This is a genomic window from Micromonospora sp. NPDC049049, from assembly GCF_040649115.1.
GTDB lineage: Bacteria > Actinomycetota > Actinomycetes > Mycobacteriales > Micromonosporaceae > Micromonospora.
The window spans coordinates 29,213-54,705 of the sequence record NZ_JBEZEX010000021.1 but is presented as its reverse complement, the minus strand read 5'-3'; the positions used below and the strand labels follow the sequence as shown (position 1 = coordinate 54,705).

Annotated in this window: 29 protein-coding genes, 1 tRNA gene and 2 pseudogenes; 14 read left to right on the top strand and 18 right to left on the bottom strand. The window is 69.7% G+C overall.

Annotation, left to right across the window (positions count from 1 at the left end):
- Positions 1–149 precede the first annotated feature (149 nt).
- Positions 150–485, top strand: a complete 336-nt coding sequence (locus tag AB0B68_RS21400; protein ID WP_357195836.1) for a GNAT family N-acetyltransferase — start codon at positions 150–152, stop codon at positions 483–485.
- A gap of 116 nt (positions 486–601) precedes the next feature.
- On the opposite strand, the pseudogene AB0B68_RS21395 reads toward AB0B68_RS21400, so the two are convergent.
- Positions 602–880 (bottom strand): annotated as a pseudogene (locus tag AB0B68_RS21395) (hypothetical protein); the annotation flags it as partial.
- A 193-nt stretch (positions 881–1,073) separates the two neighbouring features.
- On the opposite strand from AB0B68_RS21395, the gene AB0B68_RS21390 reads away from it, so the two are divergent.
- Entirely contained in the window at positions 1,074–1,307 is a 234-nt protein-coding gene (locus AB0B68_RS21390; protein ID WP_088990712.1) for a holin, read from the top strand.
- 70 nt (positions 1,308–1,377) lie between these two features.
- On the opposite strand, the gene AB0B68_RS21385 is transcribed toward AB0B68_RS21390, so the two are convergent.
- The 6 genes from AB0B68_RS21385 to AB0B68_RS21360 all read right to left on the bottom strand — a co-directional run bounded on the left by AB0B68_RS21385 (position 1,378) and on the right by AB0B68_RS21360 (position 7,699).
- Positions 1,378–2,082, bottom strand: a complete 705-nt coding sequence (locus AB0B68_RS21385; RefSeq protein WP_357195833.1) for an HAD-IA family hydrolase — start codon at positions 2,080–2,082, stop codon at positions 1,378–1,380.
- Positions 2,083–2,228: 146 nt separating this feature from the next.
- Complete coding sequence (locus AB0B68_RS21380) at positions 2,229–2,420, bottom strand: DUF6196 family protein (RefSeq protein ID WP_357262026.1); 192 nt, start codon at positions 2,418–2,420, stop codon at positions 2,229–2,231.
- A 37-nt stretch (positions 2,421–2,457) separates the two neighbouring features.
- The gene (locus AB0B68_RS21375; protein ID WP_357262023.1) at positions 2,458–3,159 is read right to left on the bottom strand and encodes a hypothetical protein; all 702 of its coding nucleotides are present in this window, start codon (positions 3,157–3,159) and stop codon (positions 2,458–2,460) included.
- Positions 3,160–3,344: 185 nt separating this feature from the next.
- Positions 3,345–5,750, bottom strand: coding sequence for a tetratricopeptide repeat protein (locus AB0B68_RS21370; protein ID WP_357262020.1), 2,406 nt, complete (start codon positions 5,748–5,750; stop codon positions 3,345–3,347).
- A 306-nt stretch (positions 5,751–6,056) separates the two neighbouring features.
- Entirely contained in the window at positions 6,057–6,695 is a 639-nt protein-coding gene (locus tag AB0B68_RS21365) for an HAD-IA family hydrolase (RefSeq protein ID WP_357195822.1), read from the bottom strand.
- Positions 6,695–7,699 (bottom strand): nitronate monooxygenase, encoded by a 1,005-nt coding sequence (locus AB0B68_RS21360; protein ID WP_357262017.1) that lies wholly within the window; start codon positions 7,697–7,699, stop codon positions 6,695–6,697. The genes AB0B68_RS21365 and AB0B68_RS21360 overlap by 1 nt, the downstream gene beginning before the upstream one ends.
- A gap of 146 nt (positions 7,700–7,845) precedes the next feature.
- On the opposite strand from AB0B68_RS21360, the gene AB0B68_RS21355 reads away from it, so the two are divergent.
- The 9 genes and pseudogenes from AB0B68_RS21355 (at position 7,846) to AB0B68_RS21315 (ending at position 13,131) form a co-directional block, all read left to right on the top strand.
- Positions 7,846–8,133, top strand: a complete 288-nt coding sequence (locus AB0B68_RS21355) for a helix-turn-helix domain-containing protein (RefSeq protein ID WP_357195816.1) — start codon at positions 7,846–7,848, stop codon at positions 8,131–8,133.
- A 97-nt stretch (positions 8,134–8,230) separates the two neighbouring features.
- Entirely contained in the window at positions 8,231–9,061 is an 831-nt protein-coding gene (locus AB0B68_RS21350) for a PhzF family phenazine biosynthesis isomerase (RefSeq protein WP_357262014.1), read from the top strand.
- A gap of 364 nt (positions 9,062–9,425) precedes the next feature.
- Positions 9,426–10,208: an aminoglycoside adenylyltransferase domain-containing protein gene (locus AB0B68_RS21345; RefSeq protein WP_357262011.1), complete on the top strand. Its 783-nt coding sequence runs from the start codon at positions 9,426–9,428 to the stop codon at positions 10,206–10,208.
- Positions 10,209–10,408: 200 nt separating this feature from the next.
- Complete coding sequence (locus tag AB0B68_RS21340; protein WP_357195809.1) at positions 10,409–10,801, top strand: YbaB/EbfC family nucleoid-associated protein; 393 nt, start codon at positions 10,409–10,411, stop codon at positions 10,799–10,801.
- Positions 10,801–11,115, top strand: a complete 315-nt coding sequence (locus AB0B68_RS21335; RefSeq protein WP_112585136.1) for a type VII secretion target — start codon at positions 10,801–10,803, stop codon at positions 11,113–11,115. The genes AB0B68_RS21340 and AB0B68_RS21335 overlap by 1 nt, the downstream gene beginning before the upstream one ends.
- 19 nt (positions 11,116–11,134) lie before the next feature.
- On the top strand, positions 11,135–11,860 hold the full coding sequence (locus AB0B68_RS21330) for a hypothetical protein (protein WP_357195805.1): 726 nt from the start codon (positions 11,135–11,137) through the stop codon (positions 11,858–11,860).
- A gap of 10 nt (positions 11,861–11,870) precedes the next feature.
- Complete coding sequence (locus tag AB0B68_RS21325) at positions 11,871–12,497, top strand: EndoU domain-containing protein (protein ID WP_357195802.1); 627 nt, start codon at positions 11,871–11,873, stop codon at positions 12,495–12,497.
- Between the two features lie 22 nt (positions 12,498–12,519).
- Entirely contained in the window at positions 12,520–12,777 is a 258-nt protein-coding gene (locus AB0B68_RS21320; protein ID WP_357195799.1) for a hypothetical protein, read from the top strand.
- A gap of 182 nt (positions 12,778–12,959) precedes the next feature.
- A pseudogene (locus tag AB0B68_RS21315) lies at positions 12,960–13,131 on the top strand (DNA-binding protein).
- Positions 13,132–13,347: 216 nt separating this feature from the next.
- On the opposite strand, the gene AB0B68_RS21310 reads toward AB0B68_RS21315, so the two are convergent.
- From AB0B68_RS21310 to AB0B68_RS21300, 3 genes are all read right to left on the bottom strand, one after another.
- A complete protein-coding gene (locus tag AB0B68_RS21310; protein WP_357262008.1) occupies positions 13,348–13,746 on the bottom strand; it encodes a hypothetical protein in 399 nt (132 codons plus the stop codon).
- A gap of 44 nt (positions 13,747–13,790) precedes the next feature.
- Positions 13,791–13,862: transfer RNA gene (locus AB0B68_RS21305), tRNA-Val, on the bottom strand.
- Between the two features lie 50 nt (positions 13,863–13,912).
- The gene (locus tag AB0B68_RS21300) at positions 13,913–14,557 is read right to left on the bottom strand and encodes a PGPGW domain-containing protein (RefSeq protein ID WP_357195033.1); all 645 of its coding nucleotides are present in this window, start codon (positions 14,555–14,557) and stop codon (positions 13,913–13,915) included.
- A gap of 273 nt (positions 14,558–14,830) precedes the next feature.
- On the opposite strand from AB0B68_RS21300, the gene AB0B68_RS21295 reads away from it, so the two are divergent.
- Positions 14,831–15,262, top strand: coding sequence for an SsgA family sporulation/cell division regulator (locus AB0B68_RS21295; protein WP_007457244.1), 432 nt, complete (start codon positions 14,831–14,833; stop codon positions 15,260–15,262).
- Positions 15,263–15,367: 105 nt separating this feature from the next.
- Here AB0B68_RS21295 and AB0B68_RS21290 read toward each other — a convergent pair whose 3' ends face one another.
- A complete protein-coding gene (locus AB0B68_RS21290) occupies positions 15,368–16,144 on the bottom strand; it encodes a glucose 1-dehydrogenase (RefSeq protein WP_357262005.1) in 777 nt (258 codons plus the stop codon).
- A 202-nt stretch (positions 16,145–16,346) separates the two neighbouring features.
- Between AB0B68_RS21290 and AB0B68_RS21285 the strand changes: the two genes are divergently transcribed.
- Both AB0B68_RS21285 and AB0B68_RS21280 read left to right on the top strand, forming a co-directional pair.
- Positions 16,347–17,339, top strand: a complete 993-nt coding sequence (locus tag AB0B68_RS21285) for an AraC family transcriptional regulator (protein ID WP_357195027.1) — start codon at positions 16,347–16,349, stop codon at positions 17,337–17,339.
- A gap of 7 nt (positions 17,340–17,346) precedes the next feature.
- Complete coding sequence (locus AB0B68_RS21280) at positions 17,347–17,802, top strand: Rrf2 family transcriptional regulator (RefSeq protein WP_030333674.1); 456 nt, start codon at positions 17,347–17,349, stop codon at positions 17,800–17,802.
- Positions 17,803–17,823: 21 nt separating this feature from the next.
- Here the strand turns inward: AB0B68_RS21280 and AB0B68_RS21275 are convergent, their stop codons facing one another.
- The 7 genes from AB0B68_RS21275 to AB0B68_RS21245 form a co-directional block, all read right to left on the bottom strand.
- Positions 17,824–18,786, bottom strand: a complete 963-nt coding sequence (locus tag AB0B68_RS21275; RefSeq protein ID WP_357262002.1) for an acetylxylan esterase — start codon at positions 18,784–18,786, stop codon at positions 17,824–17,826.
- Between the two features lie 97 nt (positions 18,787–18,883).
- Positions 18,884–19,567 carry an N-acetylmannosamine-6-phosphate 2-epimerase gene (locus AB0B68_RS21270; RefSeq protein ID WP_357261999.1) on the bottom strand — a complete coding sequence of 228 codons (684 nt, stop codon included), beginning with the start codon at positions 19,565–19,567 and terminating at the stop codon, positions 18,884–18,886.
- The gene (locus AB0B68_RS21265) at positions 19,564–20,511 is read right to left on the bottom strand and encodes an ROK family protein (RefSeq protein ID WP_357261996.1); all 948 of its coding nucleotides are present in this window, start codon (positions 20,509–20,511) and stop codon (positions 19,564–19,566) included. The genes AB0B68_RS21270 and AB0B68_RS21265 overlap by 4 nt, the downstream gene beginning before the upstream one ends.
- A gap of 2 nt (positions 20,512–20,513) precedes the next feature.
- A complete protein-coding gene (locus AB0B68_RS21260; protein WP_357200323.1) occupies positions 20,514–21,452 on the bottom strand; it encodes a dihydrodipicolinate synthase family protein in 939 nt (312 codons plus the stop codon).
- Positions 21,449–22,522 (bottom strand): ABC transporter ATP-binding protein, encoded by a 1,074-nt coding sequence (locus tag AB0B68_RS21255; protein ID WP_357261993.1) that lies wholly within the window; start codon positions 22,520–22,522, stop codon positions 21,449–21,451. The genes AB0B68_RS21260 and AB0B68_RS21255 overlap by 4 nt, the downstream gene beginning before the upstream one ends.
- Positions 22,519–24,477, bottom strand: a complete 1,959-nt coding sequence (locus AB0B68_RS21250; protein WP_357261990.1) for a dipeptide/oligopeptide/nickel ABC transporter permease/ATP-binding protein — start codon at positions 24,475–24,477, stop codon at positions 22,519–22,521. The genes AB0B68_RS21255 and AB0B68_RS21250 overlap by 4 nt, the downstream gene beginning before the upstream one ends.
- Positions 24,477–25,433 carry an ABC transporter permease gene (locus AB0B68_RS21245; protein ID WP_124859013.1) on the bottom strand — a complete coding sequence of 319 codons (957 nt, stop codon included), beginning with the start codon at positions 25,431–25,433 and terminating at the stop codon, positions 24,477–24,479. The genes AB0B68_RS21250 and AB0B68_RS21245 overlap by 1 nt, the downstream gene beginning before the upstream one ends.
- Positions 25,434–25,493 lie beyond the last annotated feature (60 nt).

Genomic DNA, 25,493 nt, shown 5'->3' with positions numbered 1-25,493 from the left:
GAAGTAGGCACCTCAAGGTGCGTAAGTAACCTGCCCTAGCACTGATCGCGGCAGGCCAGGGTCGTGGATTGGTTCGAAAGCCAGTTGCACCTCTGGCCCCGCTGCCGGAGCGCCGAGACGCCGAGCGCGGTCTCGGTCACCCGACACCGGTGAGCGACGACATGGCGGACGCCCTCCTGCGCCGCCTGGCCCGCAATGACGGCATGGAGTTGTGGGTCGCCGGGGCTGGCGGACGGATCGTCAGTGCGGGGCGGTTGGAGCCGGTGCACGGGACCGACTTCGCCGGCATCTGGGGCGGCGCGACCCGTGAGGAGTGGCGTGGCCGTGGGATCTACCGCGCGTTGACCGCAGCGCGGGCCCGCTCAGCCCTCGACATGGGCAAGACACTCATGAACAGCGACTCGACCGAGTACTCATGCCCGATCCTCGAACGCTCCGGTCTGGTCAAGGTGTCGACGACGACGCCCTACAACTGGCAGCGGTGAGCGCCCTTCTCGCGGCCCCATCCGCACCCAAGCACAAAGCTACCGCCCCTCGTCGGAGTGCATTCTCCGCGAGGAGGCCGGGTCGGGCTTGCTGCAAGGTCAACGGCTTGGTGGCTCGGTTCGGCTGGCGCCGTTGCTGTATTTGGCTGCTGTGTTGCTGGCACGGCTTGGTCGGCCTCCCTGGTCCTTCCGAGGAACCGGCGGTGCAGCACGCAGGCCGGTGTCCAGGGCATGCCCTCGATAGCCTGAACGAGGTAGGACCCCAGGTAGAGAGCCAGCGACACGGGAGCATCCGCATACTCCGCTCGCATCTCGCTCTTCCGGGTCAGGCAGGGCCAGGGCAGGCCGCAGCCACCGCAGTTCCAGATAGGCATGACCGGGCCGTGGACGGTCATGCCTATCTGCCAGCAGACGGTGATCGCCCGTGCCTGCCTGCTGGTCGCGTATTCGACCTGCCAGATCGCGTTCTGGCCGCTGCCGGTGCCGTACCCGCTGGCGGCCCGGACAGCGCGGCAAGCACTAACCGCCTCTGACCAGGCATTCTTGACATATGGACCGTCCGTTGAACGTACCCCTGGAGGTATCAACATGTTCACCACAAAGTTCTGGAAGGCCACCGCCGAGCGGGCGGTGAAGAGCGCCGCGCAGGGTCTGCTGCTCTACTGGGGCGCTGACGTCGTGTTCAACGCCTGGCAGGCGGACTGGGCAGCGGCCGGCGGGATCGCGTCCGGTGCGGCGGTGCTGTCGGTGCTCACCTCACTGGTGAGTGCGAAGGTGTCGGGAGAGGGCGACTCGCCCAGCCTCGTCGGCGCCGAGCAGTAGCCTCATCCGGCTGCCAACGGTGCGTCCCCGCTGGCTTCGGTCGGCGGGGGCGTCTCACTCTCTGAGGTGGTCACCCGGACCAACCGTCAGGCGTCGAAGCGGAAGACAGCACGGTCGACTCGCACAGCAGGGTCGGCAGGTCGCCAAGGCTGGCGAACGCACGTCCGCCCCAGCTCGGGTCGGTGTCGTTGTGCTCAGTCGTACGAAGCACGGTCATGCCGACCGCTGCCGCGCCGGCCAGTTCGCCGTCCGCGCCGTCACCGACGAAGACGCACTCAGCCGGCGCGACGCCCAGGCGCTCAGCGGCGATGCGGTAGATCGCCGGGTCGGGCTTGGCAAGCCCGACTTCGCACGAGAAGACCGCGACGTCGAAGCGGCGGGCGAGCGGGCTCTGCGGCCATGCCTCGGCGGTCTCGGAGGTGGCGTTGCTGATGAGGGCCAGTGGATGCCCGCCGTCGCGCAGCACGTCGAGCACGTCCAGGGTGGCGGTCGAGACAGCGCCCAACACCCGGCGCGCGAGGGCACGGCGATGTTCACCGGCCCGTTCCACCTGTTCGTCGGTTGGCGTGCCGCCGAGGCGTCCGGCAAGAATGCGGACGGTCTCCTCCACGTCCCACCGGACCAGCCGGTCACGCCAGGTGGCGTGATAGGCGGCGACCAGCGCGGCCGGCGCCACCCCGACCACGAGCGCCATCTCGCCAACGACCCGGTCACGCTCGTCATCGGCACCGTGCACCAGGGTATGGAAGAGGTCGAAGATCACCGGCCGAGACATTTCAGCATCCTACTGAGGCCGTCACCGCCGTCGACCGCCTGCGATCCCGGGTTACGGCCTCTGAATCATGGAACTGAGGGGGTTGGTGCTGGTATCGGACCAGCAACCTCCCGATGTACGAGACATCGACCACCTGGTGCGGACGGCTACCGACCAGCGCGCAGCTCAGCAATAACCTGTACGGCCTCGGCGCGAACCTGCGCCGGGCAGCCCCAGTAGTCGTAGATGCCACCGCGCTCGCTGTTGTGACCACAGATGACGAACACGCCCGTGCCCAGCCGGCGCCAGCCAACGCAGTCGCCCTCGACACATCGCCGCCGACCAGCCCAATGGCTCACCTGATCTGCGAACTGGCACTGCTGCGGCCCTCAGGTTCTAGAGGCTCGGCGGTCGAGCTGCGACCAGTTCGATGTCCGGGTCGTGATCAACCGGCGAAGGGCCCGCGACGATCAGGGTGGCTCGGAGCCACGGCTGTTCTCGCAGCATGAAGGGCAGTTCCTCCCGCAGCCAACTCGCCACGTGTTCTCGCTGTTCGGAAGAGTCGCCGTCGCGATCGACCAACAGGCGCTCCTGTTCATCAAGATCGCCTTGTAGGTATATCGAGGCGTCCAGCCACGGGGCCACTTCCTCCCGGATGATGCCGGTGCCCTCGACCCAGACGAAGTCGACGTCGACGTCGACGGTGATCGATCCGGCTCGATCGTGACTGATCCAGGCGTCGGGACGGAAGTCCACCGGTTCCCCCCGGTGCAGGGGTCGCAGGATGTTCTCGGTGAGTACCGCGCCCCAGTCGAAATAGGCGTGGTTCCAGGCCACGTCGTCGGTGTGCACGGTGGCCGAGTTGGGTTCCGCCTGACGCAGCCTCCCAGCCAGGGTCGTCTTGCCTGCACCACCCCGGCCGTCGATGGCGATCACGCGCGGACGCCCGCTGACGTCTGGTGATGCGTCGCGTAACTGCCGGACGGCGTCGAACACGGTCACGACCTGCCAGCCAACGGCTTCGACCTCACCAGGATGTAGGCGCATCGACAACACGTACCCCCAACGCCTGCCGGTGATGCGACTCGCCCCGGCCATCCCGATGCTCCTATTGAGGTCAAGTGCCGCCCGCTCCCGTCCGCCGCCGATCCTGCTCGTCGCGATAGCCGGTAGCACGACGACTCTGGTGGCATCGCTCGTGGTGTTGGTTGTCGTAGCGCGGGAGCCCCGCCCCACATCGTCTGACGTCCACGGACGTCCACCACGGTTGCGACGCTTGTCATTCAGTCAGTCATTGAGACGTCGCTCCCGCGACCACCGTTCGGGGTGGGCCTGGTGGTTCCGTCCAGAAGCTCGATCAGTCTGCGGCGGGTGTCGGTGGTGTCGGGATGGTCGGGGCCCAGCACCCGTTCGCGAACCGGCAGCAGCGCGGCGAATTGCGCACGGGCGCCCTCGGCGTCGCCCGCTTTCCCCGTCCAAGAGGCAAGTTCGTGCTGGCTGCCCAGAGTGTCCGGGTGTTCCGGACCTTGAACGTGTTCGCGGACGGGGACGAGCGCGGCGAACATATCTCTTGCGGCGGCGGCGTCGCCGGCGGCACCGATCCAGAGGGCGAGACCATGGCGGGTGGCCAGGGTGTTGGGATGTTCCGGGCCCAGGACGTGCTCGCGGATGGGCAGCAGCGCGGCAAATTGATCGCGAGCAGCGGCGGCATCGCCCGCGTATCCGATCCAGCGCGCCAGGTGATGTTGGGCGTGCAGGCAATCCGGGTGCTCCGCACCGAGTGTCCGGCGGAAACTGTCGGCGACGCCGATGAGCAGGTCGCGGGCCGCCTTGGCGTCGCCCGACCAGCCGGTCCACTGGGCCAGCCGATGCCGGGTGGCCAGCGTGTCCGGGTGTTCGTCGCCCAGTACCCGTTCCCGGACCGGTAGCAGCGCGGCGAACTGATCGCGGGCAGCGGCTGCGTCGCCGGCCCAGCCGGTCCATTGGGCGAGCCCCTGCCACGACGCGAGGGTGGCCGGATGTTCTGGGCCGAGGATGCGCCTCTGGACGGGCAGCAGTGCCGCGTACTGATCACGGGCCGCCACGATGTCGCCGGTCTCTCCGGTCCAGCGGGCCAGCTGGTTGCGGGTGTCGAGGGTGTCCGGGTGGTCGGCGCCCAGCGCCCGTTCCTGAGCGGACAACAGCGCGGCGAACTGATCGCGGGCGGCCACCGGATCGCCGGCGAATCCGGTTGTGTATGCCAGGCGGTACCGGATGGTGAGGGTGTCGGGATGGTGTGCGCCCTGCTCCCGTTCCCGGATCGATCGCAGGGCGCTCAGGTGGTCGAGGGCTACGGCGTACAGCCCGGTGGCATTGAGGTGACGGGCGGCGTCTTCGGCAATGCGAGCGGCACGGATGATCAGGTCGGTGTCGGTGGTGCGGGCTGCCTGGTTCAGCAGGTGGAAGGCATGCGGGGCAGCGGCCTGCCACTGTGGCCACTGCCCGGAGTCGTCCGGGTCGCCGTCGGCGAATCCGGCCAGCAGTGTGACCGCCAGGCTCAACTGAGCCACCGGATCAGCGGCTGCGCGGATGAGCGGATGGATGCGCAGGCTCGCCGCGTCCTGCTCGCCGTCCTCGACTGTGATCAGGCCAAGTGTGGCCAGGGCGCGCAGCGACTCCTGCGTATAGCGGGGATTCAACGGTGATCCCAGCAGCCCGGCCGGAATCGGCGCGTCGGCGAAGGTTGCGAGGAGCCACATCAGCGACCGGGCTTCAGGCAGGCCACGACTGTCGAGCATGTCGAGCGACATTTCCCAGGTACGGCTTACGGCCTCGCCGATGGTGGACCCGCCGAGCTGATCGATCGCGGCCTGATAGGCCGCGAAGGTGGTCGCGATGCCGGGTAGCCGCAATTGCTGTGCGTCGGCCAAAGCTCGGCCGGCCAGACCGAGAGCCAGCGGCAGGCCGCCGAGACGCTGCGACAGCGCGACGGCCTCCCGTACGCCACCCGCGCGCTTCCCGGCACGTTCGAGCAGTACAGCCGCACCGTCGGTGGCGGACAGCATCGGGATCGGGTGCATTCGGCACCAGGAGGTGTTCCACACCTCGGGGTCGCCGTCGCGAGTTGTAATCAGTACAAAGCCCCGACTATTCGGTACCGGCCGGACCCACCCCCGAGCGGACGTGACCGGCTCACCGTCCAGTCCCAGCAACCGGGTGTCGTCGGCGTTGTCGATGACCAGCAGCCAGCGTCCGGGAACGGCGGACAGCAGCCTCCAGAGCAGATCCGGAGCGCCGGTGAGCCCGGACCAGGCTCGCTGAATGTCGTGATCGGAGGCGCCGAGATCGGCGACGAGCTGCCGCATGCCGGTCTGCAGGGCGGTGGCGTTCGCCGCCGAGACCCACCAGACCTTTCCCTTACGATCGGCGAATCGCCTGGCCACCAGCTGAGCCACAGTGCTCTTGCCCGCACCGCCCATGCCGTGCAGCACCCGTACCCGCGCCGCCGGCTGGTACCACCCGCGATTGAGCCTGGCGAGCTCGCCGACCAGTTCGTCACGGCCCCGCGTGAATGCGGCCGGCTCCGGCACGGCAAGCGAGATCATCCCTGGTGTTCCCAGGGGTGCCACGGTCGACGCTACGCCGCGGGCCGGCTGCTGTCGGCGCAGCGCCAAGGCGCCGAGAACAACCTGGGCCATCCCGAACGCCAACCCAGCTACCGCGATGAACCCACCGGTCCAACCCGCCTGCCCGTTGGCCTGAGCCCGGGTTGTGGTGAAGAGCCAGTACCCGCCCGTCGCCAGAAAGACCGCACCACTGACGAGAAAGATCCACCGCATCCATCGACGGGCTCGTGTCACGCGTGGATGGTAGCGGGCAGGCTGCCTGCGGTTCGGCACAGCGCGAGGACCCTTCTGTCGCTGGGCCAACGACTTCCATAACCAGCGACAGCCGGTCTGACGTAGCCGCCTGGACCTGCCCGAGGACCACCAGATCGATCTGTCCGGTCGCCTCGTTCATGGTCGAGGCCCGTTCAGCCAGTCCGCGAGGAGGGGGATCGTGTCCCCGAGGGTGTCGACACGGTGGTGAGCGCCGGTCAGTTCGTCGGCAGGGTGTGTGGTGCGGACGGCGACGACCGTCATGCCAGCGAGCCGGGCTGCTTCGATTCCGGCGGGAGCGTCCTCGATCACAAGGCAGTTCGCTGCTGGGGTGTCGAGAAGATGCGCCGCGCGCAGATAGCCCTCGGGGCTCGGCTTGCCGCGCCGGACCTGGCTGCTGTCGACCAGGACGGGAGGATCCGGCAGGCCGCCAGCGCGCAGCCGCCGCTTCACGGTCGGAGTTCGACCCGACGTGACCACACCCCACGGGTAACCATCGAGCAGGCTCAACACGGCGGCGGCGTCGGGGTAGACGGGGAAGGCGTCGCCTTCGGCGGCCATGATTTCTCGAACGAGCCGGTACTCGGCGTCAACGTCGAGGTGCGGGGCCACCACCGCGATGGTGTCGACGGGCCGGCGGCCGTGGGTATGGGACCAGACCAGGTCCGGGTCGAGGTGGCGCAGCGTCGCCCATCGACTCCAGATCCGCCGGTATGCCGGATAGGAGTCGACCAGCACGCCGTCGACATCGAACAACACCGCAGATGGAATGGACATCACGTCGCCTGGCTCTGCAGCAGGTCGACGGTGGCGGCGGCCTGACCGGCGATGTCGTGAAGCAGGCGGGCAGCGGGCAGGACGTCGTGGACGAGGCTCACGGACTGGCCCGTGTACAGGGCCATGGCTGACAGGTCGCCGGTCATCCCGGGCAACGGAATCAGGTCCTCGTATCGAGGTCGGCTCTTGCCAGACGCGTCGATGGCGACGACATCATCCTCGCCGGGCCGCAGTGGGGCGGGCGGCGAGCCGGCCGCCTGCCAACGCTGAAGGGTCGTGTTGCGTAGCGCGCGGTGCGTGGCGTTCGGCCATCCGCCGTCGAAGCAGAGGGTGTGTACGGTGTCCGCTCCGGTGGCCGCGATCAGGCGCTGCCGGTACACCTCGTGGGTGGCGGCTTCGGCAGCGGCCAGGAAGCGGGTGCCCAACATGGCGCCCTGGGCGCCGAGCGCGAGCACCGCCGCGACGCCACGCCCGTCCGCGATTCCTCCCGCAGCCACCACCGGCACCGGCCCGACCGCGTCGACGATCGCCGGCACCAGGGACATCGTGGTCGTACCGCCGCGGACGTGACCGCCCGCCTCCCAGCCTTGGGCCACGACGACGTCCACTCCCGCCGTCACAGCCTGCACGGCCTCGGCGATGTCGCCGATCGTGTGCAGGTGCAGCGCGCCGGCCCGGTGAATCCGGCCGTGCACCGGCGACGGGTCGCCCCAGAAGGTGGAAATGATCCCCAGCTTCTCCTCCAGGCACACGGTGAGCAGATCGTCCACCGGGAAGTCGAGAACCAGGTTTGCCCCGAACGGCCGGGTGGTGAGCTCCCGGGTACGCCGGATGCTCCGCCGTGCCTGATCGGGGGTCTGCCACGTCAACGCCAGCATGCCAAGACCACCTGCCTCGGACACCGCCGCCGCCAGTTCCGGTACCGCCGCGGAACCCACTGGCGCCTGAATGATTGGCAGATCGATGCCCAACCGGTCACACAAGGCAGTGCGCAATCGCCTCACGAAGCAGCCCCGATCGCTTCGGAAATCGAATCAGTACATCGGACGGTACTGTATCGAATATCGAAGCATCAAGAGGGGCGGCGCAGGCGATGACGGCACCCAGGCCGGGCAAGCCGGTACGCGGATCGAGTACCGGACGCCCCCTCATGGCCGCCCTCGACCTGTTCGGGCGTCGCTGGAACCTGCGCATCATCTGGGAGTTGCAGCATGGGCCGGTCGGCTTCCGCGCGCTCCAGCAGCGCTGCGACAACATGTCATCCAGCGTTCTGCGGCAGCGGCTGACCGAACTGATCGACGCCCACCTCGTCGCTCAGCAGGCGGACACGGCCTATGCGCTCACCGACCTCGGCCGCGGCGCCTACCAGGCATTGCGCCCGCTCGTTCGCTGGTCCGACGCATGGGCCTCGACGTTGAGCGTGGACGACAAGGCCTGAACCCGCGAAACGCCTGCCCTGGCGCTTCGGAAGCGAAATCGCTACCGTGCTTCTGAATCCGAAGCATCGGAGTCTGGTCATGGCTCGCATCCCACCAGTGGCGGTGGTGAACGCCTGCACCCGCTACGGGGAAGGCGGTAGCCCCACCACACTCGTGATCGACGATGCCATGCTCATCGACGACGAACGGCACGCGATCGCCCTGAGGGCCGGCACCTCCCACACCGCGTTCATCGACACCACCACAGCGGACGCACCCAGGGTGCGGTTCTTCACCAGCACCGGGGAGCTCCCGAACTGCGGGCACGGCACCATCGCCGCGCAGGCCGTCCTGCTGGACCGCAGCGGCGCCACGGAGCACCACGGCCGCCAGCGCAGCGGAGGACGCACCTTCGCCACGACCGCCGTCCGGCGCCATGACGGCATTGAGGTCTGGTTCGACCAGGGCGTCATCGCCTTGTCGGACCATGCCGACGCGACTGGCGGTGGCATCATCGCGGCCCTCGGCCTGCAACGGGCAGACATCGCCGCCGACCTACGGGTCGCCTCGCCCGGCATGCCACGACTCCTCGTTCCCGTCCGGGATCGCCGCACACTGCTGTCCATGCAGCCCGACTTCGATCGGCTGGCAACCGAGTGTCGGCTACTTGGGTATCTCGGCTGCTTCACCTACGCGCTGCCCCCGACCGCAAAAACGGGCGCAGCCCGGATGTTCGCCCCAGCGATCGGCGTCGACGAGGACATCGCGAACGCCAACAGTGTCGGCTGCCTCGTCGCTCATTTGCTCGACACATACGGCAACAGCGCGATCGAAATCCACCAGGGCGACACGCACCAGAGCCCATCGTCGGTCTTCGCCAGCGCGACACACACCGCAGACGGCATCGTCGCGAGAATCGGCGGACTGGTTGACCTCGGCGCGCCGTAGCACCACCGTCCATCTATGCGCACCAGCCGCCTTCACCCACGTCGACCTCCCTGACGGCTCCAGTTGGGCGCTGACAATCTTCACCGTCGACGAGGTCCGCCCCCTGCTGGCGACCTGGAAGGAGACCGGTGAAGGCGGCAGTTACTTCTGGGGCATTGACCAGCTGATCGTGCCGGAACCGGGCGTACCAAACAGAACACGGCTATCCGAGCACTCGTTCGCAGCGGGGAGATAGTCAGCGCCGGTGTCCGATGCGAGGATCTGGACTGAAGTTGCCCGCGCGTACCCACGGCGCGGATCGTGTCAGCGGCTGCCTGTGTTTACCCGGTGGCGTGGCCGGCGGGCGGCAGCGCAGGATGACCGGGTGGCACCAGCGGAGACAGTCCTGTCCGATCTTCGTGATGCGTGGAGTCCTGCGCTGGCCGGCAGGCTTCTGGGCCTTTACCTGCACGGCTCGCTGGTAGTCGGCGACTTCGCTCCGGACCGCAGTGACCTTGATCTACTCGCAGTGCTCGACGCCGACCCGGACGAGAACCTCCTCGACTTGCTCGCCAGACTGCACGCGAACCTTGACCGGCGACACCCGCAGTGGGCCGGCAGGATCGAGGTGGAGTACATGTCACTGGCTGCCGCGCGCGACGCGGCGCACGGCCGCGTCGGCCGCGACCATGTCATTGCCCGGGTCAGCCCCGGTGAATCGCTGCACCTGCTACCCGCCACCACCCACCGCGTCGTGGCCTGGGCTGCGGTCCGCGACCACGGCCGCAGACTGCTGGGACCCCCAGCCGACACACTGCTACCCGCCGTCGACCCCGACCTCGTCCGCTCGGCTCTGCTGGACCACGTCCGCGACTGGCCGACCTGGGTGACCCACATGACCACCCCCGGAGCCCAGGCCTACGCGGTGCTCACCCTCTGCCGCGCCTTCCAACGCCTCCAGAACGACAGGCAACTGTCCAAACGGCAAGCCGCCGACGAGACCGTCAGCGCCCGCCCCCGGTGGGCACACCTCATCATCTGGGCACGCGACTGGTGGTACAACTCCGGCCAAGACACCGATCACGGCAGCGCCATCGACGTCCCGGCATTCGTGAACGAACTCAGCGCCACCATCCTGGCCTCGGAACGGGCCCCACACACCGGCTGACGGTCGCCGACGGAACCGTCGACCCAACTCCTTGACCGCCGCCAGGTCGAGCAGGTCCAAAAAAGACGATCATCAGCATCCACATCGCTGAGATCCAAATCGATCAGATCACGCCGCATTCGCTCGGCAACCTGGTGTGGCGGGCCGTGGCTACACTGACGCCTCTAAATCCCCTGCTCGGCAACGGAAACGGAGGCGCGATGGCTAATCCGCTGTTGGACGCCGAGGATGCGCGGGAACGCCTGGAGGCATGGCAGGCCAATGCCGTGCGTCGGGCCGCCAACACGCAGGCCGCCGCTGCCGGCTTGCGCGCGCTGCGGGTCGCGGCCACCGACGCCCACGGGATCGTCGAGGTCACCGTCGACTCCACGGGGGCGATGGCCGACGTCCGGCTCTCCGCGCGGGTGCAGCGCATGAGCCTGGAGCAGACGCAGCAGGCGATCATGGGCGCCTATCGCAACGCGCGGGTCAAGCTCGCCGAGGCCGCCGCCGAGGTCGTGCGGGAGACGGTCGGCGCCGACTCGGCGACCGGCCGGGCCCTGCTGGCCGGATTCCGGACCGCCGACACCGAGGACGAAGAGGGGCGTTACTGATGCACGGGGGATTCGAGGTCGACGTCGAGGCGCTGCGCGCGCACGCCACGGCCATGTTGGCCATCCACGACCGCTTCGCCGCCGTCAAGGCCGCGAGCGGCACCATCTTCCAGGCCGACGATGCCTACGGGCAGCTCTGCCAGTTCTTACCGCCCATCCTGGAAGGACGCCACCGGGACCAGGACAAGGGCGTAGACATGCTCGCCGAGAACATCGCGCTGCTCGCCGCGGGAATCAAGAAAACCGCCGACGCCTACGAGCGGACCGAGGAGTCGACCACCGACGGCTTCAACTCCTTCCACTCCGCGACCTGAGCCGGCCCGGCGCCCTCTCATGACCAACCCACTGGTCGCCACGACCTCCGACATCCCCTCGACCAGCGCCGCGCACCGCGACGGCTGGACCGGCCTGCCGCTTGCCGACGACTACATGGGCATCAAGGACGCCATCGACTCCGGCAGCTGGATCGACGGCTCAATCGCGGGCTTGGGCGCCGCTCTCGACGGGGCGGCCATCGCCATCGACCCGTTCAGCACGCTCCTGTCGATGGGCATCGAGTGGGCCATCGAGCAGGTCGAGCCACTGAAGCAGGCACTCGACTGGCTCGCCGGTGATCCCCAGACCATCGAGACGCACGCCATGACCTGGGACAACATGGCAAATGAGCTGTTCTCCATCGCCGAGGACCTCAAGGCGCGGCTGGTCGGCGACCTCGACGGATGGCAGGGCACCGCCGCCGACGCCTACCGCGACATCCTGACCATCAACATCGACGTCGCCGGGATCTTCGCAGGCACGGCCGCCGGCATGGGTGCCGCGACCCGTGGCGCGGGAACCGTGGTGCAGATAGTGCGCGAGGTCGTGCGGGCCTTCATCGCCGACTGCATCGCCAAGGTCGTGGTGTGGCTGGCCGAGGTGGTCTTCTCTCTCGGCTTCGCCACACCGCTGGTCGCCTCCCAGCTCGCGGTCGCCGTCGTCCGCTGGACCGGCCGCATCTTCGGCTGGCTGATGGGCCTGATCGCCAGCCTCTCCGCCCTTCGCGCACTCCTCGACGTCTAGGCGGCCCTTGATGCGACAACTCATGGCGGCTCTGCGGACCACCGCCGTCCTGGTGGTCCTGTTCGCTGTGGCGGCTCTCCACAAGCACCCCTCAGGCCCCACCCCACCGCACGGCGGTGGCGGCGATGGCCCCAACCGTCCCAAGTTCAACCCGGGAATGATGCCCAAGCGCGTGGGACCAGCCCAGCAGCACGGCATCAAGCGCGCCGGGGAGGGCCGCCCGAAGGACGCCGACACATCCGAGCCCGAGGTACCCAAGAGGACCAACCCCTGGGACGACCCCGAGTTCGCCGACGCCAGGTACGACATGAAACGCTTCGGTGAGATGGGCGACGGGGCGATGGACAAGATCTGGGACGGCGACGGCATGGGCAGTGGCAACCACAAGCCCTCGTCCACCGAGCCCGGCAAGACGCTCTTCCCGCCCGGCACCACCAAGGAGCAGGTCGAGGGCTGGTTCAAGAGCATCGCCGCCAACCCCGACAGCCGCCCTCAGCAACGTTCCCACGGCGACGGCTGGCTCGTCACCGGCACCCGCGACGGCATCACCTTCGGCGTTACCCTGGACAAGGACGGCAGCATCTCCGGCGGCTTCCCGCTCAGCGGCGAGGGCGTCACCACCAACCCGAAGGCCTAGCCACCGAACCCACGGGAGACCCATGGAAGTCAACGATTTCTACCGGCGCAGCCACCAGATCACCGACCAGCTCGCACCCAGGATCAGCCCGAAGTACCGGCCGATCGTCCTGACCGCCGCCAGCGCCGGGGCCTGGGACCTGGCGATCCCGGAGCTCGTCGGCGCCCTGTCGGAGGAGGACGTCGTGATCACCACGGCGGAGAAGGACGCGCTGCGGGAGCTCATGGAGTTCCGCCGGGAGCCTCTGACCTACCTGGAGCAGATCCGGACCTCGGACTGACGGCCGAAGCGTAGAGCAGGCCCCTCGAACCCTGCACCGTGTCGACCAGCGGGCGTCCCAGACCATTTCGCGCGCCTCATCGATGCCTGCTGGCACCTCGGACGGCCCATGGGCACCGACACCGCCGCAAGTCAGCAACGCGAGAGCAGACGCATCGGTCGAGAAGTACGTGCCCACGAAGCCTGGCTCACCGGGGCCGCCGCACGAACCATGACCTCCGCCCCCGCTGGTACTCCCCCGCCGAGGTCGCCGTCCTGCTCGTCTTCGACATCTCCAAGGTCAAGATGAAGATCGCTACCGGCGAGCTGCGCTCTATCAAGGACGGCAAGTACGCGCCGCGTCCTCCCGAAGTAGGCCGACGACTACATCCGCGAGCAGGTCAAGCGGCAGGAGGCCGCCTGATGCCCGGACGCACCCTGGCCAACGGCGAAGGCTCGATCTTCCCCTACCGCAACGGCTTCGCCGCGTACGTCTGAGTCACCAAGCCGGACGGCAGGCGCACCCGGAAGTACGTCTCCGGCAAGACCCGCGAAGCAGTCATCCGAGGTCGTACGGCGTGCTGGTGCTCCTTCAGCTCTCGCTAGCGTTGACGGCTGGCAGGTCGAGGTAGGCCAGCAGCCGCAGGACTCCGGCAAGGTGTTGCAGGTCGTGCCAGAGCACCGGCACGTCGTCTGCCGGACGGCGCAGCAGTGCCTGTAGCTCTGCCACGTCGTCACTGCATTGCCCGACGTTGATCCCCGATTCCGGAACGTCTCTCAGCTCGAACGCGGTCTCCAGGTCGACGTTCCAGTAGAGATCGACACCGACGCCCGAAAGATCGATCTCCGCGCCGAACCGCTCCTCCACCATGTCCAGCAGCACGCCGCACACCCGGCGGAGGTCTTGGGCCCTCAACACGTCCGTCACGTTCACCGCCCCTCCCGGCAGCGCCACACACCCCGGCTGCTGTACAGGCAGCAAAAAGGCCACCTCCCGAACCCGGGAAGCGGCCTCTGAACTGCCAGAACTGAGAGTGGGCGATGCTGGTATCGAACCAGCGACCTCTTCGGTGTGAACGAAGCGCTCTCCCACTGAGCTAATCGCCCTCAGCGACACTGACTCTACCCGATCGTGGAACCGGACCGGAAATCCGGGGTCAGTGCGTCGCCAGGTACTGCATCGCCTCGGCGACCACGTCGATGCCGAGGCTGTACTTGAGGGACAGCCAGACAACAGTGGCCACGAAGACCAGGCCGACGGAGCCGAGCACGATTCGCACCAGCAGCGACTGTCTCGTTACCCAGCGTGTCCAGCCGTGGACGTGGCGACGGGTGAAGCCGAGCAGCCGTCGAGCCCAGTGGTATTCGACGGCCCAGATGCCCAGGCCGGCGATCACCAGCAGCCAGCCCGGCCCGGGGAGCGGGATGAGGGCGATGCCGATGGTCACCACGAGCGCCCCGGCGATGGCGATGAAGATCTTGAGTGCGATCCGCCCGGTGGGGTTGGCGCGGATGAGGTCGAGGGTCAGCGAGATCCGTTCACGCCAGCGAGGCCGACGCGGAGGATCCTGCACGGCGATTCCGCCACCACCAATGGCGGCGTCGTCACCGGCGGCGGCGTCGTCACCACGACCAGCACCGGCGCCGCCGCCACCGGACCGTCCGGCGTCGGACGCCGGCCGACCGGCCCGTTCGGGCTGCTCCATCGGCACTCCGTACCCCCGCTTTTCGGCTGCTCGGACCGCGACTTTCGGCGGGCCGGGTGCCGCCGCGGGATCCACTGAGGATTGCTTCGTCACCATTTCACCCCCCAGTGTCGCTCGGGCCCGTCACTGCAACGGCCGACTGGACGTTACCGGAGTAAGTCGACGACTGAGCCACCCGATACCGGGCGGGATCACGCACTGGGCAGAACCGGAAATCCTACATGAATGCTCACATTCACGCGGCGTTTCCGTCCCCCTTCCCACCACTGGGTGAAGTCAGCGTATGGCGGAGCGTAGCCAGAGGTAGCACCTGAGTATGGGAAAAGCGGGACACGCGCGTTCCGCAGCGGTGCCGGGGGGAGAACGTCCATGAGTGTCATCCGACCGACGACCGTAGAGGTCGAGACGTCGCTAAGGCTCGTCGCACCTGACGCCACCGCCTTGCCGGTGCGTGCCAGTCTGCGTTACGACCCTGCTGACCCGTATGCGGTCCATGTCCTGTTCCATGCCGAATCGGCAGGGGGCGAGGCGGTGAGTTGGTCGTTCGCTCGCGAACTTCTGGTCACCGGCCTGGACGAGCCGGCCGGCATCGGGGACGTTCGGGTCTGGCCCTGGGCCACACCGCGCGGCGACTTCGTCGCGCTGGCCCTCTCGTCACCGGACGGCAACGCCCTCTTCGAGGTGCCGCGCAGCGTCCTGGTGCGTTTCCTTCGACGGACCTACGTCGTCGTCCCGCGCGGCCGCGAGGCCGAGCACCTGGACGTCGACACGGCGGTGAACCGGCTGCTCGCCGGTCGCTGACCGCCCGAACGGGCAACATCGGCCACACCGGGGCCGCGCGGATCTGCCGAGTCCGCGCGGCCCCGGCACACACCCAGGGCGTGCCCGCCCCGGGTTGGCCGGTGCTCAGCCGTGCGTGGTGATGCCGCCGTCGACGGGGATGACCGCTCCGGTCAGGTACGCGCCGGCGCGCGACGAGAGGTAGATGGCCGTGCCGGCCATGTCCTCGGGGCGCCCGATGCGGCCGAGCGGCACCTGCTGCTCGATGGCGGCCCGGCTTGCCGGGTCGTCGAGCGCGAACGCCATCATCTTGCTCTCGAACGGGCCGGGCGCTATGGCGTTGACGGTGATCTGCTCCCCGGCGAGTTGGTGGGCGAGGCTGCGGGTGAGCATGTGCACGGCGGCCTTGGTGGCCGAGTACGCGTACACCTCCATCATCGGCACCCGGATGCCGTCGATCGACCCGATGTTGATCACTCGGGCCGGGTCGTCGGCGCTGGCGGCGGCGCGCAGCGCTGGCAGCAGCGCGGTGGTGAGCCGGAAGACGGCCTTGACGTTGACCGCCCAGAGCTTGTCGAACGCGGCCTCGGGGTAGTCCTCCAGTGGCGCGCCCCAGGTCGCTCCGGCGTTGTTGACCAGCACGTCGAGGCGGCCGAAGCGCTCGCGCACGGCGGCGGCCAACGACTCGGCGCCGGCGTCGTCGCTGAGGTCGGCGGGGATGGCCTCGCAGCGACCCTCGGCGGACAGGGTGGTGGCGACCGCCTCGCAGACGTCAGCCTTGCGGGACGAGATGATCACGTGTGCGCCGGCCCGGACGAAGCCCTGGGCGATCATCAGCCCGATCCCCCGCGATCCGCCGGTGACCAGGACCGTCTTACCTTCGACCGAGAACAGCTGCGTCATGCCCATCCCATCGCGAGTCGGCGGGTGCCGGCGGCCGGTCAGGTGACCGGCGGATACCGGGTGGACCGCGGACCGACGGCGCTACCGCCGGGTAACGTAGCCCGGCCGCCGGGACCGGGACAAGCCCGCGGCTTGCCGCGGATTCCGCTGCGAACGTCGATCGGGATGCGGTGACCTGCGGTTCGGGCTACCGTCGCAAGCGATGGTCTCCACCGATCCCTCCCCCGCGCCATCGATCGGAACGGCGTCTCCCGTCACCGACGAGATAGCCACGTTCGCGCTGGCCGATCTTGCCGGTGCCCCGGGCTGGCGTCGGCCGGTGATCGTCGAGCGGGAGCTTCTGCTTCTCACCACGCGTGGGCACGGCGACGCGGAACTCGACTTTCACCTGCTGCCGTGCCGGCCCGGCACACTGCTGCGGGTCCGCCCCGGCCAGGTGCTGCGCTGCGCCGGCCCCCAGTTCGACGCCACAGTGGTCGCCTGGGACGCCGAGGCGCTGCGCGGCTTCGACGTCGACCTGACCACGACCGCGACGTGGCGGCAGTTGGCAGGTGAGGACGAGGACGCGGTGATCAGCGAGGTGAGCCAGTTGGCGGTGGACTGTCGGCGGCACCCCGACAGCCCCACCGCCCGCGCGCTGCTCCGGCATCAACTGGCCGTGCTGCTGCTGCGGCTGGCCGTGGCCCGCGACGACCGGTCGCCCTCCCGACCCGAGGACGAGACGTTCCGCAGGTTCCGCCGCGAGGTGGAGCACGGCTACCCGCGGACCCGGCGGGTGGAGGATTATGCGGCCGAGCTCGGCTGCTCGGTGCGGACCCTGACCCGGGCCTGCCTGGCCGTCACTGGTCGCAGCGCCAAGCAGGTCATCGACGAGCGGGTCGCGTTGCAGGCCGGCCGGTTACTGGCCGCGACGGATCAGCCGATCGCCCAGATCGGCCGGCGGCTCGGCTTCTCCGAGCCCACGAACTTCGGCCGCTTCTTCACCCGCGAGGTCGGGGTCAGCCCCGGCGCGTTCCGGGCCGCCCGGGATCAACCGGTGGCCGGCCGGGTGGTCCGGCCTCGACCGCCGGCCGAGTCGACGGGCGTCAACAGCGGCTGGTTCCGCCCCGGCACCCTCGGCGAACCCGCCAACGGCGGGTACGCCACGAGACCCGGGCCGCCCGCCGGAGGGCTGGGCGGCACCGGCCGGGCATGATGGCAGGGTGCAGATCTCCGCGCGCGGCGACTACGCGGTACGGGCGGCGTTGAGCCTTGCCACCGCGTACCCCTCGCTGCTCTCCACCCAGGCCATCGCCGCGGAGCAGGACATGCCCCGCAAGTTCCTGGAGGCGGTCCTGGCGGATCTGCGCCGTGCCGGCATCGTCCGCGCCCAACGCGGCGCCGAGGGCGGCTACACCCTCGCCCGCCCACCCCGCGAGGTGACCGTCGGCGCGGTGCTGCGCGCCGTCGAGGGCCCCCTGGCCGGGGTACGCGGGCTGCGCCCCGAGGAGACCCGGTACGAGGGCTCGGCGGAGAACCTGCCCGGCCTGTGGGTGGCGGTCCGCGCCGCCGTGCGGCGGGTCGTCGACGAGGTGAGCCTCGCCGAGATCGTCAGCGGTCGACTGCCCGCTCACGTCCGCAAGCTCACCGCGCTGCCCGATGCGTGGGAGCCCCGCTGACGCCAGCAGCGGGTGCTGTCCTCAGCCGAAGAGCTTGCGCAGCCAGGCGAGTTGTTCGAGCTGCTGGTGCGCCTCGCCACCTTCGTGGTCGTTGAACTCGTACACGCGCACCTCCTTGTCGCCCCCGTAGCGGTGGTAGGCGGCGAAGCAGGTCGAGGGCGGGCAGGTCCGATCCATCATCGCGATGGAGAACAGCGCGGGCGCGGTCGCGCCGGATGCGAGCACGGCGCCGTCGACGTACGACAACGTACGGAACACCTGACTGCTCTGGTCACGGTGGAGCGCGAGATACTCGGCGACCTCGCCGTAGGGGCCTTCGGCGGCGACCCGGACGGCGCGCGGGAAGTCACACAGGAAGGGCACGTCGGGCATGGCCGCCGCCACGCCCGGAAACAGCGCGGCCACCGCCAGTGACAAGCCACCTCCCTGGCTGATGCCGGTGACGACGACCCGGTCGGGGTCGACGGCGGGATGCTCCTGGGCGGCCTGGGCGAACCGGACCGCGTCGGTGATCAGCCTGCGGTAGTAGAACTCCTCCGGGCTGGTCACCCCGCGAGTGAGGAAACCCGGAACGGTGCCTGCTGGGTAAGGGTGCGCATCGGCGGTGCCGCCGGGTGCGGCACTCCAGCCCTGGCCCCGGGTGTCCATGATGAGATGCGCGAAGCCCGCCGAGGCCCAGAAGAGTTTCTCGTGCGGCAGCCCACGGCCTCGGCCGTACCCGAGGTACTCGACCACGCACGCCAACGGCTCGGTGGCGTGCGCCGGCAGGTGCAGCCAGCCGTGCACCGGCTCGCCGCCGTAGCCGGGGACGGTGACCGAGAAGGTGTGGATCTGGGTGAGGTTGGTGTCGACGGGCTCGTACGTCGCCGCTGCGGCACTGGCGGCACCCAGCGTCCGACCCCAGAAGGCGTCCAGGTCCTCCGGAACAGTCAGGTCGGGTCGGTACGCCCAGCAGTCGGCGACGGTAAGATCGCTCAGAGCCACAGCTTGGCCTCCAGGACAGCAGGATTGTCAGTTGTCAGTGGGGTGGACCGTCGCCCGCGACGCGGAACCGCGGCCCGACGGCTCGCGCTCCGACCGCTCACCGTCCGGCGTTCGCCATCGCCGATGTGAACCACCCGGTGATGGTGCTGGGGTGGGTGATCGCCGTGCCCACCACCACCGTCCACGCCCCGGCCCGCAGCGCCTGCGCCGCGTGGGCCGGTGTGTGGATCCGACCCTCCGCGACCACCGGCACGTCGATCGACCTGGAGAGCCGGGCGACCAGGTCCAGGTCGGGGCCGGGCTGCTTGGTGGTGTACGCGGTGTAGCCGGCCAGTGTGGTGCCGACCAGGTCGGCACCCGCCGCCGCGGCGGCGACCCCCTCGTCGAGGGTGGAGCAGTCGGCCATCACCAGAGCCCCGGTCAGGTCGTGGACGGCGGCGATGGTGTCACCGAGGGTTCGGCCGTCGGGCCGGGGCCGCGCGGTGCCGTCCAGGGCCACGACGTGCGCGCCGGCCCGAGCCACCGACAGCGCGTGCTCCAGCGTGGGGGTGATGAAGACGTCGTCGTCCCCGTCCTTCCACAGACCGATCAGCGGCAGGTCGACCGCCCCCCGGATGGCCGCGATGTCCGCCAGGCCCTGGGCGCGAATGCCGGCGGCACCGCCCTGGGCGGCGGCGAGGGCCACCCGGCGCATCGTGTCCGGGCTGCGCATCGGCTCACCGGGGTACGCCTGGCAGGAGACGACGAGGCGGTGGCGGAGCTGTGCGATCAGCTTGTTCATGCGGTGCCCTCCCAGGCGAGTGCGGCGGCGCCGAGAAGTGGGGCGTCCGATCCGAGGGTCGTGGCCAGGACGGGCACGCCGTCCAGATTGGGCAACGTCTCCCGCCGCACGGCGCCCCGAAGTGCCTGCCACCAGGTGTCGCCGAGGCCGGCGACACCGCCGCCGATGACGACGACAGCGGGGTCGAGCATGTTGACCAGCCCGCCGACCGCCGAGCCGACGGCGGCCCCACCCAGCAGGACCACCTCCCGGGCTGTGGCGTCACCGTCCGCCGCGCGCTCGGCCACAGTGCGCAGGTCGCCGACCGGCTGACCGGTACGCCGCACGTACTCCTCGGTGAGAGCGGGCCCGGAGGCGATCGCCTCCAGGTGCCCCCGCCCGCCGCAGGTGCAGGGCAACTGGCCGGCGTACGGCGAGGGCTGGTGGCCGGCGTGGCCGGCGGCGGAGTGGGCGCCGGTCAGCACGGTGCCGTCGACGACGAACGAGGCGCCGATACCGGTGCCGACCGCGATGAAGAGCATCGTCTGGTGGCCGACCGCCACGCCGTGTCGCGCCTCACCGAGGGCGTGCGCGTGCACGTCGTTGATGGCTGAGACGGGCAGGTCCAGCAGTGCCCGCAGTCGGCCGCTCAGGTCCGTGCCGGCCCAACCGGCCAGGGCGTCGGTGGCCGACAGCACCCGACCCGTCCGGTGGTCGATCACCCCGGCGCTACCGACGCCGAGGGCACGGATGCGGGTTCCCGTCGCCCTCGCCCGCAGCCGACCGACTAGGTCGGCTGCGGTGTCGATGATGGCGGTCGCCCCGGCCCGGCCGGGGGTGGGGACGGTGATCTGGTCGATGACCTCGCCGTGGCGGGTCACGATGGCAGCGGCCGTCTTGGTGCCCCCGATGTCGAGCGCGGCCACCGCCACGTCGACGACCGGGGGCTCGGGTGCCTCGGACATGGCTAGAGCAGCCCCGCCAGCTCCAACTGGGCACGCACCCGGCTCGCCTCATCGGCGTCGAGCGGTCGCAGCGGAAGCGACACGGCGTTGCTGTCGATGACGCCGAGCAGGGCCAGTGCGGTCTTGAACGCGCCCACGCCCCGGGTCGCCCCTGCCGCCGTAGCCGGGTCGGCCGCGTCGACGATCCGGAACAACCGGGTCAGTCGGTCCTGCTCCGCGCGGGCGGTTTCCCAGTCGCCGGTCACGCAGGCCCGGTGAAGTCGCACGTAGCCCTCCGGGTCCACGTTGCCCAGGCCGGGGACGGAACCGGAGGCGCCGGCGAGCATCATCGCGTCGACCACCACCTCGTGGCCGGTCAACAGGCTGAAGCCGGCGTTCGGCGCGCGTTCCGCGATGGACAGCACCAGTTGGCGGAACGAGACGTCGTCACCGCTGGAGTCCTTGACGCCGGCGAGGACGCCCTCCGCGGCGAGTCGGCTCAGCAGGCCCGGCGACAGCTTGGTGTGCACGCAGACCGGAATGTCGTACGCCAGCAGCGGAAGTTCGACCGAAGCGGCGAGGGACCGGAAGTGCCGCTCGACCTCGTGGGGGCCGACAATGGCGTAGAAGGGGGCGGTGGCCACCAGGCCGTCGACACCCAGGCGCGTCGACGCGTCGGCCCGGTCGAGGACCCGGCGGGTGGTCGGCTCGATGCAGCCCGCGATGACGGGTACGGTCCCGCCGACGGTCTTCACGACGGTTTCGAGAGCCTGGTCCCGCTGACTGTCCGTGAGGAACACCGTCTCGCCGGAGCTGCCGAGGGCGAAGATGCCGTCGACGCCGGCGGTGAGCATCCGCTCGACGAGCCGCTCAAGGGAGGCGACGTCGACCGCCCCCTCCTCGGTCAGGGGGGTGACGACCGGCGGCACGACTCCGGCGAACCGCGGGGCTGGGGTGGTCACGCTGACTCCTCGACATGTAGGGGGGTGGTGCGGCCGGTCGATGCTCTGGCGAGTTCGACCAGCTCTGTGTTGCTGGATCCAGCAGGAACGGGGTGGTAGCACCGGAACTCGTGGGCACCGGCACCGCCGTCGCCCGACCGGACCGGCGGCATCTCGATGGCGCAGCCGTCGGTCGCCTTCCAGCACCGGGTGCGGAACGGGCATCCGGTCGGCGGTTTCGTGGCGAGTGGAACGGGGCCGACGAGCGGGATCGGGTCGAGTGGCGAAAGCAGCCCCGGCGTGGCGGAGAAGAGCGCCCGGGTGTACGGGTGCTGGGCGACCTCGGGGAGCCCGGCGGCGGGCGCCTGCTCCACGATCCGGCCGAGGTACATGGTGACCACGCGGTCACTGATCCGCTTGACCGTCTGGATGTCGTGCGAGACGAAGACCATGGCCAGGTCCAGACGCTCCTTGAGGTCCAGGAGCAGGTTGAGGATCTGCGCCCGGACCGACACGTCGAGCGCGCTGGTGGGCTCGTCGGCGATGACCAGCCCTGGCTCCAGGGCCAGGGCACGCGCGATGGACACCCGCTGGCGTTGGCCGCCGGAGAGCTGGCTCGGCAGCACGTCGGCGACCGACCGGGGCAGCCCGACCAGCGCCATCAGCTCCCTGACCCGCTCCTCGCGCTCCTTGCGGGTGCCGCGACGGTGCACGTCGAGCGGGTCGCGCAGGATGTCGCGGACCGGCATGCGCCGGTTCAGCGACGTGGCCGGATCCTGGAAGATCATGCCGACGCCGGCGCCGATGTGCAGTCGGCGTTCCGCCGCGCTCATCGACCAGACGTCCTTGCCGGAGAAGGCAACAGTGCCGCTCGTCGGCCGCTGGAGGCCCACCAGCACCTTGGCCATCGTGGACTTGCCGCAGCCGGACTCGCCGACGACACCGATCGTCTCGCCGGCACGCACGGTCAGGTCCGCGCCGGTGAGGGCATACACTCGCTCGCGACCGAACAGGCCGCCTCCTCGGGTGCGATGCACCACGTGCACGTCGCGCAGTTCGACGATCGACTGGTGTGGGACTGACGCGCTCATCGGGCCAGCTCCCCTTCCGTGACGGTGACGGCCGGGTGGTGGCAGGCGTACCGGTGGGCGAGGACGCCCTCCAGACGGGGCGTCTCATCCCGGCAGACCTCGGTGGCCATGGGGCAGCGGTCAGCGAACCGGCAGCCCGATGGGAAGTCGGCCGGCGACGGCACCACGCCGCGGATCTGGGTGAGCCGCTCCGCGCCGGCCTCGAGGGAGAGCACGGAACCGAGAAGACCTCGGGCGTAGTGGTGTGCCGGCGCGCCAACCACGTCGGCGGTGACACCGCTCTCGACGATCTGCCCGCCGTACATCACCACGACCCGGTCCGCGACGTCGCTGACCAGCGCGAGATCGTGACTGACCAGGATCAGCGCGAAGCCGAGCTGCCCGCGCAGCCGCAGCAGCAGCTCCATGACCTGCGCCTGGACCGTGACGTCCAGCGCGGTGGTCGGCTCGTCAGCGATGATCAGGCGCGGATCCCGCGACAGCGCCATGGCGATCACCACGCGCTGCCGCTGCCCACCGGAGAGTTCGTGCGGGTACGCGGACAGGGTGCGCTGCGCGTCCAGGCCCACCAGCTCCATCAGCTCCTGGGCCGACCGCGTGCCGCCACGGCTGATCATCTGGGCGAGCTGGGGGCCGATGCGCAGTGAGGGGTTCAGGGCCGAGAGGGCGTCCTGGTAGACCATCGCGATCTCGCGCCCCATCAGGGCACGGCGTCGTTTGGTGCTCACCGTCAGCAGGTCGGTGCCCGCGAAGCGGACCTCGCCGCGGACCCGGGCGCCCTGCGGCAGCAGGCCCATCACGGCGAGGGAGGTCAGCGACTTACCGGAGCCGGACTCCCCCACCAGGCCGAGGACCTCGCCGGGGCGGATGTCGAAGGTCAGGTCGTCGACGATGTCGACGCCGCTGTGGCGTCCCTCGAACCCGATCGACAGGTTCCGGACCTCCAGGACGGGCTCCCCGTCCGGGAGGGGGCGGGCGCGCTCGCGCAGCCGCTGCGCGGCCTCGGCCAGGCCGGGCAGTTGCACCACCTCACCGGAGCCGGGCTGCGCCTCCTCCTGCGCGTCCCCGATCTTCGTGGCGGTGGCACGCCGCGCCGCCGGGGCGGCCCAGGCGTCGGACATCCCTTCGGAGAGCACGTTCAGGGCGAGCACGGTGAGCAGGATCAGCAGGCCGGGGAAGAACGTGGCCCACCAGCCACCGATCTGCACCATCTCCTTGCCGAAGGCGATGACCGAGCCCCACGAGGAGGCGGCTTCCTGGGGTGCCAGCCCGCCACCGATGAACGAGAGCGACGCCTCGAACACGATGGCGTCGGCCACCATGACGGTGACGAAGACGAGGATCGGGGCGGCGCAGTTACGCAGGATGTGCCGCCAGAGGATGTGCGGTCGCCGCGCGCCGATGATCCGTTCGGCCGCGACGTAGTCCTCGCGGTACTGCGAGAGCACGTTGGCGCGCACGATGCGCGCGATCGAGGGCACGAAGACGAAACCGATCGCAACCACGAGGACCAGGAGGCTGTTCTTGCCGAACGAGATGATCAGCAGGGCGGAAAGCACGATGGCGGGGAAGGCCATGACGACGTCGAGGCACCGCATCACCACCTCGTCGACAGCGGGCCGGCTGGTTCCGGCCAGCGCGCCCAGGATCGCGCCGATCACCAGGGCGATGCCGGCGCTGCCAAAGCCCACGATCAACGAACGCCGGGTGCCGGCGACCAGCCGCGAGAACACGTCGCGTCCGAGCTTGTCAAGGCCGAACCAGTAGTCGCCGTTCGGGCCGGTCAGCGCGGGGCCGAGCCCGGCCTGCGCGGGGTCGTGTCGCAGGATCAGCGGCGCGAAGATGCCCACCACGACGATGAGCAGGACGAAGCTCAGTGCGATCCGAGCCGTGACGCTGAGCCGTTTGAAGGCGATGCCGGAGGCCGACAGCCTGGCGGTGAGTGTTCGACGCATCAGTGGGCTCCGCGCAGTCGAGGGTTGGCGAAGAGGTAGAGGATGTCGACCACCAGGTTCACGAGGACGAAGCAGATGGCGATCGTCAGCACGGTTCCCTGGGCGAGGGCGGTGTCGTTCTGCTGGACCGCGCTCATGATCTGGGTGCCCATGCCGGGCAGCGAGAAGATGGCCTCGATGACGACAGTGCCGCCCAGCAGGTAGCCGATTCGCAGGCCCAGCACGGTGAGCGGGTTGACCAGCGCGTTGCGCAGCACGTTGCGTCCGACCACCACGCGGGGCGGCAGCCCGGCGCCGATCGCCGTCCGCACGTAGTCCTTGTCGAGTTCCTCGACCATTGACGTCCGCACGATTCTGGCCAGTGAGCAGCCGACCGGCACGGCGAGGGCCAGCGCCGGCATGGCGAGGGACTGGAGCCAGAGGGAGAACGAGTCGCCGGGGTTGACGTACCCGCCGGTCGGGAAGACGGGGCGGCGGACCGACAGCTCCTGGATGAGCAGGAGAGCGAGCCAGAACGACGGCATGGCGATACCGGCCATCGATACGAACCGGATGACCTGGTCGGGCCAGCGGTCCCGGTACAGCGCGGCGGGGATGCCGAGGGCCAACGCGATGACCAGCGCGCCGACGATACCGAGGGCCGTCAGCTGGATGGTCAGCGGCAGCGCGGTGGCGATCTTGTCGGCGACCGGGACGGACGGCGGGAAGGTCACGCCGAGATCGCCCCGGAGCAGGTCGCCCAGGAAGTGCAGGTACCGCAGGGGCAGCGGGTCGTCGAGACCGTTGGCGGCCTTGAACGCGGCCACCTGCGCGGGGGTCGCCTGATCGCCCAGGACGGACAGCGCGGGATCGATCGGGGAGAACTGCATGATCACGAAGACGAAGATCGTGATGCCCAGCACCAGGGGTATCAGGGTCAGGAGTCGTCGCGCGACCAGGCTCAGAACGCTCAGCATGGTGTCTTTCTCTCGTCGAGGGCCGCCGGGACGTCCCGCCCAGCCCCAGGGACTGAGGGC